Genomic DNA, 10,845 nt, shown 5'->3' with positions numbered 1-10,845 from the left:
TGCTGATGTGTTCCTGCTCTCCGACACCCACGGGTTCCCCCGCGAGCTGAGCGTCGAGGAGGCGAAGCGCCAGGGCATCGAGGTCGACCCCGCCTGGGAAAGCGAGTTCCTCGCGGCCCTGGAGGAGCAGCGCGCTCGCTCGCGCGGCGCGACGAAACTCGGCACCGCCGGCCTCCCCAGCTGACACCGTCCCTTCAGATCACGCCGCGCGACCCCCGCATGAAAGGGGCCGCGCGGCGTCGTCCGAACCCGAGAAGGATCGTCAGGGTCGCTGGGGGCGGTTCTCGACCTCGAACACGTCATCAAGCGTGACGGTTCGCAGAGCCCGCGAGACGACCAGCTGCTGAATGTAATCGAGACACTCGAGCACCGGCGGGAAGTTGGCGTGGCCGATCACGATGTGCTGCGCAAGCAGGTACTGGTCGGCGAAACCTCGCAGCTGGTCTGCGGTGATGAGCCCGGAGTCCGACAACGAGCCGTACCAAAGCACCGGCTGCGTATATCCGACACTGGCGGCGGCCGCGTCCACCCGATCATCGTGATAGCCGAACGGGGGACGGAAGTACGGTGCACCGCTCACCCCATACGTGGTGCGAATGAAGTTCTCGTTGCTCTGCAGCTCCTCAACCACTTCACTGTCCGTGAGCTCGGTGAGATCGGGGTGCGAAAAGGTGTGGTTCGCGAGCTGGGCAACACCGGATTCGACGAGGGGCCGAAGCACGCCGGCCTGCTCCGTCCAAGAGTCATAGATGCCATTGAGGAAGAATGTTGCGCGGAAACCAGTCCGCTGCATGAACTCCGCGTACCCCGCAACCACCTCACTGTCCGCACCGTCGTCCACGGTCAGCGCGAGCAGGTTTCCCTCACCAGGCAAGCCGGTCAGTGTGCCGCCTGGGAGCGCGATCCGGGCGGGCAGGGCCACCACTGGAGTGGGGGTGGGGGTTGGCGTTGAGGTCGGTGTGAGTGTTGGGGTTGGGGTGGCAGAGCCGGGCGGCGTGGCCTGGCGAGCCGGTGCCGTGGTGCACGCGGCAAGCGCCGACATCACGCCCATCGCCAAACCGGCGACAACCGTGCGGCGTGCGGGCGAACCTTGTTCCGATGGTCTTTGCACGCTCGTTCTTCTCTCCTAGGGGGGGCGATCCCTCCCGGGAAACGGGGTCGCGATGCACTCAATCTAGGGGTACCGAGCACGCAAGTAGGCGCAGCGGACACCCCGACCTCTCAGACCTCGCTGAAAACCGCGACGATCAAAACGCTCAGACCCTCTCAAAACCACGTTTCAACCCCACGACCGGCCTGACACTTCAATAACTTTGCACAGAAATTCCAGTCGTTGCGATTGCCCCGCGCGCTCCGTACACGTCGCTTGTTCCCTTTCACGCCGGACACCAGGGGTGGTCGTGCATACGCTTCTCGTCAGTCAAGCAACCGCGGTGGCCGGTCACTCGGTAGAATCTGTGCAGATACTCGCCAGGCGAGGTCAGAAAGAGGGCACACCGTGGCGCAAGGCAGCGCAGTTGATCTCATCAACACCCATTTCTTCGGATTGTCCAAGCCTTGGTTCGAACCCAACGTAAACAGCAACCCACACCACCTGAGGGTCTACGGCATGCTTGGCGAACAAAACGTCCGCCTGGAAACACGAACCAAACCGGGCCCTTCCCCGACTTACAGCATCACCCTGTCGACCGACGGCGGTGACCTCCTCGCAACCGGGCAGAGCAGCCTCGGACTGAACGACGCCGCAGCGAAGATCGCGTGGCACGAAACACAACAAAACCAGTAGGCCCACCACGAGAAGACCCTGGCTCTCGCACGAACCCGCGAGGTCTCGTACCGCATGCGGGAGCTATCCAGCTGTCACGAGCATCGGCTGAAGTGACCCGAGATGAACCAGCGACTGGTCGATGTCTTCGCGTGCGTCGGCTGCCCCGAGGCCACCGATGGCAACGTCGAAGACCTCCGCAACCCCATCCGCTTGCGCGTGAGCTGTTCGAAGCCGACTGCTCGAGACTTCTCTACGCGCTCGAACGCAACAACCACATCACCCATCTACGCGGCCCCTACCTCGGAGGCCCACGGAAGAAGAGCCGGATATCGCGTACCGCCCGACAGTCGACACTGCCCGGATAGAATTAGTCACTGTGCATGCCCTAATCGTGAGTGGTCTGATTGCCATCGCCGTCTGGTCCTTGCTGAGCCGACAGCTGGGGCGACTCGGCGTCTCCGCCCCCTTGACTGTCATAGCCCTCGGAGCCGTCGCCGGCCTGGCGTACGGACAAGACCTCGGCGAACATCTGAACACCGTCGTCGCCGAGAAAATCGTCGAGATAGTGCTCGCCGTGCTCCTCTTCGTGGACGCCACGGAAGTGCGACGAGGATTCCTCGGTGGAGAGGGCCGAATCGTTGCTCGACTTCTCGCGATCGCACTGCCCATGTCACTCGTAGCCACCGTGCTAGCTGCCGCAATTCTACTCCCAGACGCACAATGGGCTCTTCTCCTTGTTATCGCCTGCATCGTCACCCCCACGGACTTCGCTGCGTCAGCCGAAATAATTCGAGACAAGAGAATCCCGAGCAAAATCAGAAACAGCCTCAACGTAGAGAGCGGCTACAACGACGGAATCGTTTCTCCTCTCTTCATCTTCGCCCTCGCTGTCGCAGAGGGGAACGACGCCGAGCGTTTTGGGCCAGCAGTGGAAGGCGCCCTCGTGGCCTCAGGAGTGGCCCTCCTCGTCGGTGCAGTGCTGGGCGGCGGTGCTGGACTCGCAGTCAAGAACGTCGTGCGAAGAGAGTGGGCGACGAGTCAAGCCCTTCGTCTCGGTATCGTCATTGTGCCTCTGCTCGTGTACGCGGTGGCAGTCACATTGGGCGGCAACGGGTTTGTCGCCGCCTTCGTCGCAGGCATCGCATTCCGTGCTGCTCGCAGCCCCCGCGCCAGCACTCCAGCAGACCTGGACCACGCTGAAATGTCATCCGTAGACGACGTCGGTCTCATCTCGTCACTCGGCATCTGGTTCGTATTCGGAGCCGTTGTCGTGCTCGCTGCAGAAGGTGGGGCGTCATGGGAGATGATCTTCCTAGGTGTGCTCGCGCTCACAGTCCTTCGAATGCTTCCCGTCTACGTTGCCCTTCTCGGCAGCGCAACAACATGGCGAGAGCGAACAGCTGTAGGGATTGCCGGACCCCGCGGTACAGCCTCAGTTGTTTTCGGCCTACTCGCCTTCAATTCACTGCGCGAAGACGACGCCAACACGGCGCTCTACATCACCGTCATCGTCGTATTCAGCAGTGTCCTATTCCACGGCCTGGCCGCACCACGACTCATGTCAGCGCTCACGAGGAAACACTGAGCCGCACCGAATTGTTGCAAGCCGTCCAGTTTGCAGGCGTCCTCGAGGCGATCAGCAGACGACGAGCCGCTGGTTCCGACCTGGGCAGGCGCCCGCTAAAGATCAGCGAGAGCCAACTCAATAACTCCGCCCCCCTCGTCGCTGCGGACGTTCCGGTCGCGGAGGTCGCGGCTCGTACGCGACCGCGGCGCTCAACCTCGGTGCCTTCGCCGGCCCGGTCCTGGGAATCTTCGCCCTCGAGACCGGAGCGGGTGGCGCCGGCCCGGTCTGGGCAGCTGCCGTCCTCACCGCACTGGCCCTCGGGGTGGCAGCGCTGCGCCGCAGGGACTTGCTCAGTGGATGACAGCATGGCCGGGCTGCGACAACCCGAGACGCCCCACGGGTGTGGACGTCGCCGACGGACCCCGTCGCCGACGGCTCCTGGCTGGCCCTCGGATCGCACTCCGAGTTGCGTGACCGTCACTGGTACCCGTTGGTGGGCTGACCTGTCGGCATCTGCCGGCTTGTACAGAGGGCGGGGGATACCGCGCTGTGTCCCTCTTGCGTGATCGTCTAGGTTTATCCGGTGATGATGATGTCGAGGTGGGCCGCCTGTGCGCTCCTCGTGTCGGTTGCCGCGGGAATTCTTGCCGCGGTGCTCGCAACCATCCGCCTCGACTGGGCCATGGGTCTGGCGACACTGACCGCGCTCGCGGCGGCGTGGGCGACGGTCTGGCTGGTCCTGAAGGACCACGAGCGCGATCGGAAGCGGCTCGAGGAGGTCACGGAGCTCAGCACGAGGCGCGCCGACCAGGCGTCGGTGCTCAGCCACGAGCTGCGCACCCCGCTTGCCGTCATCCAGGGGGCCGGTGAGCTGCTCGCCGAGGAACGCGCGGGTCCGCTCACCGAGAAGCAGGCGGTGTTCGTGCACCGCATCGTCGACAACGCGGTCCGCATGCACAACTTCTCGGAGCAGCTGCTCACCCGCGCTCGACTCGAGGCGGGCCTCGTGTCGATCGAACGCACGTGGGTGGACCTCCGCGTCCTGTTCCGCGGAGTCGTCGAGGAGCTGTCCGAGATCTCCGACGTCACGGTGGTGCTGGATGCGCCGGGCGCCCCGGTCAGCGCGTTCGTCGACCCGCAGCTCACCCGTCAGGTCATCACGAACCTCGTCAACAACGCGGCGAGGAGCGAATCCACCGGCGGGCGCGTGGAGGTGCGTATCGTTCCAGGAGACGACGAGGTCATGATCTCCGTCAGCGACGGGGGAACCGGGATGAGCGAGACGCAGCGGGAGCGGCTCTTCAGTCGCTTCTCGAGCGGCCGGCCGCTCGGCAACGGAACCGGGATCGGGCTCTTCATCTCGCAGCAGTTCGTGGAGCTGCAGGGCGGGCGCATCCACGTCGACACGATCTCCGGGAAAGGGACGACCATGATGTTCACGCTGCCGCTCGCCGACCCGTCGCTTCGACGGCGGCGCCGATGACCGCGCCGAACAGCCTCGCCTTCGTCGTCGACGATGAACCCGCGATGCTCGACATCGTCACCTTCGCGCTCGAGACGCAGGGGTTCACCACCGAGTCGTTCCGTTCGGCCGAGGCAGCCTGGTCCGCCCTCGAGCGCTCCCGCCCCGACCTCGTGGTGCTCGACATCATGCTGCCTGGCATCTCGGGCATCTCGCTCTGCCAGCGCATCAAGTCGCGCTGGGACGTGCCGGTCATGCTCGTCACAGCGAAGGGCGAGGTCTCCGACCGCATCGCCGGGCTGGAGGCGGAGGCCGACGACTACGTCGCGAAGCCGTTCCACCCCCGCGAGCTCGCCCTTCGAGCGCAGCGGCTGGTGCGGCGCACGGACTCGTCACGCGTCGTCGTCACCGCGGGGGTCCGTCTTGAGCTCGACCCCGCGAGCCACGACGTGATCGTCGGGACCGAGCGCGTGTCGCTCACCAACACCGAGTACAAGCTGCTGGCCGCCCTCATCTCGCATCCGAATTCGCCGCTCGACTTCTCGCAGCTGCTGCTCATGTGCTGGGGTGAGTACGACCGCCACGGAGACCGGGAGATGATCAAGGCGGCGATCTACCGGATGCGCCACAAGCTCGAAGCCGCCGTGCCTGGCAGCGCCGCGGCCATCGAGAGCGTGCGAGGCACCGGCTACCTGCTCCGCGCCGACCGCTGACGGCTGGCGACGCCCGCCAAACCCAGGTGAGCCCGGGTCCCGCAGCCGCTCGGTGACGAAGCTGTCACCGAGCATCACCAAGCTGTCACGGACGGATGCCCGCCCCGCTCCTAGCGTTGGCATCGTCAGGCACAGCGTCCTGATGCTCGACAGCACGGAAACAAGAACAAAGGAGTTCTCCAGCATGCAACGCAAAATGCTTCCTCTCGCAGCAGCGGCAACCGCCGCCACTGCTCTCCTCGCCGGTTGCTCGGCGGGTGCAGGCACTGAAGCTGGCGGCTCGAGTGAACCCGTCACGTTCATCTGCAGCCCGCAGGAGGACTGGTGCCAGCTCATCGCCGCCGAGTTCACGGCCGCGTCCGGCATCCCCGCCAACTACGTCCGCCTGAGCGGCGGCGAAGCGGTCGCCCGCCTCAGCGCGACCGGCGAGACTCCTGAGTTCGACGCGTGGTTCGGCGGAGGCGCTGAAGGGCACCTCGCGGCCGACGAGTCGGGCCTGCTCGAGCCGTACACCTCCCCGAACGCGGAGCAGATCCCCGACGAGTACAAGGACGCCGACGGCACCTGGACCGGCGTCTACGTCGGCGCACTGAGCTTCTGCTCGAACACGGACGTGCTCGAGGAGATTGGCGCCGAGGCTCCCACCTCGTGGGAGGACCTGCTCGACCCCAAGTTCAAGGGCAACATCGCGATGGCGCACCCCGGAACCTCAGGCACGGCGTACCAGGCGCTGTGGACCGAGGTCGAGCTGAACGACGGCGACCAGGATGCGGCGATCGACTTCTTCGGGAAGCTCCACTCGAACATCCTCCAGTACTCGAAGAGCGGCAGCGCACCCGGCCAGATGGCGGGCCGCGGCGAGGTCGCCACGGGCGTGATCTTCGCCCAGGACTGCCAGAAGTTCGTGAACGAGGGCTTCACGAACCTCGAGACGACGTTCCCGTCAGAGGGAACCGGCTACGAGGTCGGGGCCGTCTCCCTCATCAAGAACGCCAAGAACCCGGAAGGCGCCAAGGCGTTCATCGACTGGAGCCTGACGGCCGAGGCGCAGGACCTCGCTGCGACGGTCGGCAGCTACAGCGTGCCGACGAACCCCGACGCGACGATCACCGAGGACATGGTCGACTTCGACACGCTCAAGCTCGTGCACGCCGACATCGACGCCGCAGGCAAGGCGCGCAACGAGCTCACGGGACGGTTCGACGCGGAGGTGGCGCCTGCTCCGAAGGAGTAGAAGCGCAGACGAACAATGACCTCCACACTCGAAGCAGTCGCGGGCGGCGCCACGCCGCCCGCGACCCCGGCCGCCCCCAGGCGCGGCAAGCGCCCGGCTCCACGAACGCGAGCACGCGCCGATCGCAGCGTCGTGATCCTCGGCCTCGCCGTCGCCCTCGTCCTCCTGCTGCTCATCGGCTACCCGGTGGTGAGCCTCCTCTCCGCAGCCTTCGCCCCGGACGGCCTCGCCGTGCTCGGCAGCATCGTCACCGACCCCGTCAACCACCGCATCATCCTCAACACCCTCACCCTCGGACTGATCGTCGGTGTGATCGGGACGATCATCGGCTTCCTGTTCGCCTTCGCCCAGGTGCGGGTCGCGTTCCGTGGGAAGCGCGCACTGCACCTGCTCGCGATGGTCCCGATCGTCGCACCGCCTTTCGCGGTCGCGACCGCCGTGATCACGCTCTTCGGGCGCAACGGCGCGATCAGCAACGGCATCTTCGGCATCAAGGGCGACATCTACGGCCTCACCGGCCTCGTGATCGTCCTCTCCCTCTCCTTCTTCCCCGTCGCCTACATGAACTTCCGGGGCATGCTCGAGTCGCTCGACCCGAGCCTCGACGAGGCCGCCGCCGGTCTCGGCGCGAGCAAGCTCAAGGTGTTCTTCTCCGTCACCATCCCCATGCTGGTCCCCGGCTTCGCCGGGTCCTTCCTGCTGCTGTTCGTGGAGTCGATCGCCGACCTCGCCAACCCGCTCGTCCTCGGCGGCGACTACACGGTGCTCGCCAGCAGGGCGTACCTCGCCGTCACAGGTGACTACAACACGAGTGCCGGCGCCGCCTACTCGCTCACGATCCTCGTCCCGGCCCTCCTCGTGTTCCTCGTGCAGCGCTACTGGGTGTCGAAGAGGAGCGTCGTGACCGTGACCGGGAAGCCGACCGGGCGATCCGAGCAGATCACCGCCGCGAGCATCCGCGTGCCCATCCTCCTGCTCGTCGGCTCGATCAGCGCGCTCATCGTCACCATCTACCTGACCGTGCTGTCCGGCGGTTTCATGAAGGTGCCAGGCGTCAACAACGAGTTCACCCTCGAGCACTTCCAGTTCGTGCTCACGGGCATCGGCTCGAAGGCGATGACCGACACCGCCACCCTGGCCCTCATCGCAGCACCCATCGCGGGTGTGCTCGGGATGCTCATCGCCTGGCTCGTGGTGCGCAAGCTTCGGCGTACGGCCGGCATCCTCGACTTCGTCGGGATGCTCGGGCTCGCCGTGCCTGGCACGGTGCTCGGCATCGGCTACGCGCTCAGCTACATCACGCCCACGACCATCTTCGGCGTGCAGATCCTGCCCGCGCTCGCGGGAGGCAGCGCCGCCTTCGCCGGCGGCATCGCGATCGTCATGGTCTACATCACGAGGTCGCTGCCGTCCGGTCAGCGCTCGGGCATCGCAGCGCTGAACCAGATCCACCCCGCCATCGAGGAGGCCTCAACCTCGCTCGGCGCGGGCTCTGGCACGACCTTCCGCAAGGTCACGCTGCCGCTCATCCAGTCAGCGCTCCTCACGGGCCTCACGTTCGCGTTCGCGCGGTCGATGACAACCCTGTCGCCCATCGTGTTCCTGACCACGCCCGGCATCAAGATCATGACCTCGCAGATCCTCGCCGAGGTCGACTCCGGCCGATTCGGGAACGCGTTCGCGTACTGCACGGTGCTGATCCTCATCGTGCTGACGCTCATCCTCATCATCAACTTCCTCGTCCGAAAGGTGATCTTCCGTGGTCGCACACACCGTCGTTGACTCCGTCGAAGGCCTCGCCGAGGCCGTCGGCATCGACCCAGAGGCCGCGCTCGGCCGCATCACGCTCCGCAAGCTGACGAAGCGGTACGGTGCGAAAGCGGACGACCCGCTCGCGGTCGACTCCATCGACCTGGAGATCGAGCCGGGCGAGTTCATCACCCTCCTCGGCCCGTCCGGCTGCGGCAAGACCTCGACGCTGCGCATGATCGCCGGCTTCGAGGAGCCGACCTCCGGCGAGCTGGAACTCGACGGTGCGGACATGATCCGCGTCGCCCCCAACCAGCGGCCCATGTCGATGGTGTTCCAGTCGTACGCGCTGTTCCCGCATCTGTCGGTGCGCGAGAACGTGTCCTACGGTCTCAAGCTCAAGAAGATGCCGGCGGCGCGGATGCGCGAGGAGGTCGACACCGTCCTCACGATCATGAACCTCATGAACTTCGCCGACCGTGCCCCGCACCAGCTCTCGGGCGGCCAGCAGCAGCGTGTCGCCCTCGCCAGGGCCCTCGTCATGCGCCCGAAGGTGCTGCTCTTCGACGAGCCCCTGTCGAACCTCGACGCGAAGCTGCGCGTGCTCATGCGCAACGAGATCCGGCGCCTCCAGCGTCGCCTCGGCATCACGAGCATCTTCGTCACCCACGATCAGGACGAGGCGATGACCCTCTCCGACCGGATCGTCGTGATGAACCGGGGCCGGATCGAGCAGGTGGATGTGCCGGACACCGTCTACCGGCGTCCAGAGTCGGTCTTCGTCGCCGACTTCATCGGCCGGGCCACCTTCCTCGACGCGACCCTGCTCGCCGAGCCGACCGACGGCCGGGCTCGCGTCGTCGCGCTCGGGCGCGAGTTCGAGACCGACTGCCAGGACGGGGTCACGATCGACACGGAGGTGCTGCTCATGATCAGGCCCGAGTCGGTTCGCCTCTCGGAGCGGGTGGATGCGGCAGACGTGCACGGGGACATCGGTCGCGTGCTCAACGCGATCTTCCACGGCGACAGCGTCGAGTACGAGATCGAGACGGACACCGGCACCATCGTCGCGCAGGTGTCCGACCCGTCCGTCGAGGACATCCTCCGGCCCATGGACTGCGTCCGCGTCAGCATCGCGCCTGACCGCGGGTGGCTGCTGCCGAAGACCGACTACGAGGAGGACGCCGCGGCGGCGCACTAGTCACGTCGGCACCGTGAACTCGGGCCGTCTGCTCCTCTCGGAGCCGGCGGCCCGATTTCCGTCGTGGCGCTCACGCGGGCCTCCCGGGCGAGGTCCTTGCCCGTATCCGAACGGCTATAGTCGCGATCATGGAGCCAGAAGACACCTCGCCCGTTGGCATGGCCGGCATCGCCGCCGCCGCGGGCGTCTCCGTCTCCACCGTCTCGCGGGCGCTCAGCGGCGTGCCCGGCGTCTCCACGGCGAAGCGCGCGGAGATCCGCAGGATCGCGCGGGCCCAGGGGTATCTGGCCGACGACGTCGGCCGAGAGCAGAACCGGGACGCCCGAACGGCGGGGCGGATCACGGCCGTCATCCCGGAACCCGACCGCTGGGTCTTCGGCTCCATCCTCGCCGGGCTCCACGACGTGCTCACCCCGACGGGCGCGACGCTCACCGTCTACCAGGGGCTCTCCGGGCGTGAACGGGCCAAGCTCTTCGAAGCCACCGCGCTCTCCCGCAGCAGCGATGTCGTGGTGCTCGTGCCGATGCCGCATCGCATGCCGGTCCCTGACGTGCGGCGCCTCGGCGTTCCCGTCGTCGTGGCTGGATCCGTCGTCGAGGGCGTCGCGAGCGTCGGCATCGACGACGTCGTCGTCGGCCAGCAGGCCACGAACTCCCTCATCAACGGCGGATGCACGAGCATCGTCTACGCGTCGAGCACCGACCACGAGGGCACGCCAGGCAACGCCTCCCGCCGCCGAGCCGAGGGCTTCGAGTCCCGCATGCAGCGAGCTGGACTCGACCCGAGCTGGCAGGTGCAGGTGCCGTTCGGCCCCACGGCGGGCCAGGTCGCCGCGGAGCAGCTGCTGGCCGGGGAGCGCCTGCCAGATGCGGTCTTCGCGTCGTCCGACGACCTCGCCTCCGGCATGATGTCCGCGTTCCGCAAGGCCGGGGTGCGCATCCCCGAGGACCTCTCGATCATCGGCGTCGACGACAGTCCGATCGCGAGCCTCATGCACCTCACCACGATCGCGCAGCCTGCACGCCAGCAGGGACACCTCGCGGCATCGATGGCGTTGCGTGCCCTGCAGGGTGACCCGCCGAGCGAGGCGGTCACGCTCGAGACGCGCCTCGTCATCCGCGAATCGACGGGGCACCCGACCGCGAGATAG

General features: G+C 66.5%; 10 protein-coding genes. 9 read left to right on the top strand and 1 reads right to left on the bottom strand.

The features are described 5' to 3' along the window. Positions 1-184: hypothetical protein (locus C5B97_RS17770; RefSeq protein WP_219819805.1), on the top strand; the 184-nt coding region annotated here is incomplete at its 5' end. 78 nt (positions 185-262) lie between these two features. On the opposite strand, the gene C5B97_RS13765 is transcribed toward C5B97_RS17770, so the two are convergent. After that, a complete protein-coding gene (locus C5B97_RS13765) occupies positions 263-1,111 on the bottom strand; it encodes a polysaccharide deacetylase family protein (protein ID WP_219819804.1) in 849 nt (282 codons plus the stop codon). Between the two features lie 387 nt (positions 1,112-1,498). Between C5B97_RS13765 and C5B97_RS17765 the strand changes: the two genes are divergently transcribed. The 8 genes from C5B97_RS17765 (at position 1,499) to C5B97_RS13725 (ending at position 10,845) form a co-directional block, all read left to right on the top strand. Continuing rightward, complete coding sequence (locus C5B97_RS17765) at positions 1,499-1,786, top strand: hypothetical protein (RefSeq protein WP_146080821.1); 288 nt, start codon at positions 1,499-1,501, stop codon at positions 1,784-1,786. Positions 1,787-2,144: 358 nt separating this feature from the next. Then, positions 2,145-3,353: a sodium:proton antiporter gene (locus C5B97_RS13760; RefSeq protein WP_219819803.1), complete on the top strand. Its 1,209-nt coding sequence runs from the start codon at positions 2,145-2,147 to the stop codon at positions 3,351-3,353. 634 nt (positions 3,354-3,987) lie between these two features. Then, positions 3,988-4,818 (top strand): sensor histidine kinase KdpD, encoded by an 831-nt coding sequence (locus C5B97_RS13750; RefSeq protein WP_179556290.1) that lies wholly within the window; start codon positions 3,988-3,990, stop codon positions 4,816-4,818. Further along, positions 4,815-5,510: a response regulator transcription factor gene (locus tag C5B97_RS13745; protein WP_104312531.1), complete on the top strand. Its 696-nt coding sequence runs from the start codon at positions 4,815-4,817 to the stop codon at positions 5,508-5,510. Before C5B97_RS13750 ends, C5B97_RS13745 begins: the two co-directional genes overlap by 4 nt. 184 nt (positions 5,511-5,694) lie before the next feature. After that, a complete protein-coding gene (locus C5B97_RS13740; protein WP_219819802.1) occupies positions 5,695-6,744 on the top strand; it encodes an ABC transporter substrate-binding protein in 1,050 nt (349 codons plus the stop codon). Between the two features lie 15 nt (positions 6,745-6,759). Next, complete coding sequence (locus C5B97_RS13735) at positions 6,760-8,526, top strand: iron ABC transporter permease (RefSeq protein WP_104312529.1); 1,767 nt, start codon at positions 6,760-6,762, stop codon at positions 8,524-8,526. Next, a complete protein-coding gene (locus C5B97_RS13730) occupies positions 8,504-9,694 on the top strand; it encodes an ABC transporter ATP-binding protein (RefSeq protein ID WP_258068256.1) in 1,191 nt (396 codons plus the stop codon). The genes C5B97_RS13735 and C5B97_RS13730 overlap by 23 nt, the downstream gene beginning before the upstream one ends. A gap of 128 nt (positions 9,695-9,822) precedes the next feature. After that, complete coding sequence (locus tag C5B97_RS13725) at positions 9,823-10,845, top strand: LacI family DNA-binding transcriptional regulator (protein ID WP_104312528.1); 1,023 nt, start codon at positions 9,823-9,825, stop codon at positions 10,843-10,845.

This window comes from Pseudoclavibacter sp. RFBB5 (assembly GCF_002931555.1).
Taxonomy (GTDB): domain Bacteria; phylum Actinomycetota; class Actinomycetes; order Actinomycetales; family Microbacteriaceae; genus Pseudoclavibacter.
Note: the sequence above shows the minus strand (reverse complement) of the source record. Positions and strands in the feature narration are given on the sequence as shown.

What these genes read in the sequence shown, in the direction of transcription:
- C5B97_RS13745 (WP_104312531.1), top strand. Translation starts at nt 4,815, where the DNA reads ATGACCGCGCCGAACAGCCTCGCCTTCGTCGTCGACGATGAACCCGCG.
- C5B97_RS13740 (WP_219819802.1), top strand. Translation starts at nt 5,695, where the DNA reads ATGCAACGCAAAATGCTTCCTCTCGCAGCAGCGGCAACCGCCGCCACT.
- C5B97_RS13735 (WP_104312529.1), top strand. Translation starts at nt 6,760, where the DNA reads ATGACCTCCACACTCGAAGCAGTCGCGGGCGGCGCCACGCCGCCCGCG.
- C5B97_RS13725 (WP_104312528.1), top strand. Translation starts at nt 9,823, where the DNA reads ATGGAGCCAGAAGACACCTCGCCCGTTGGCATGGCCGGCATCGCCGCC.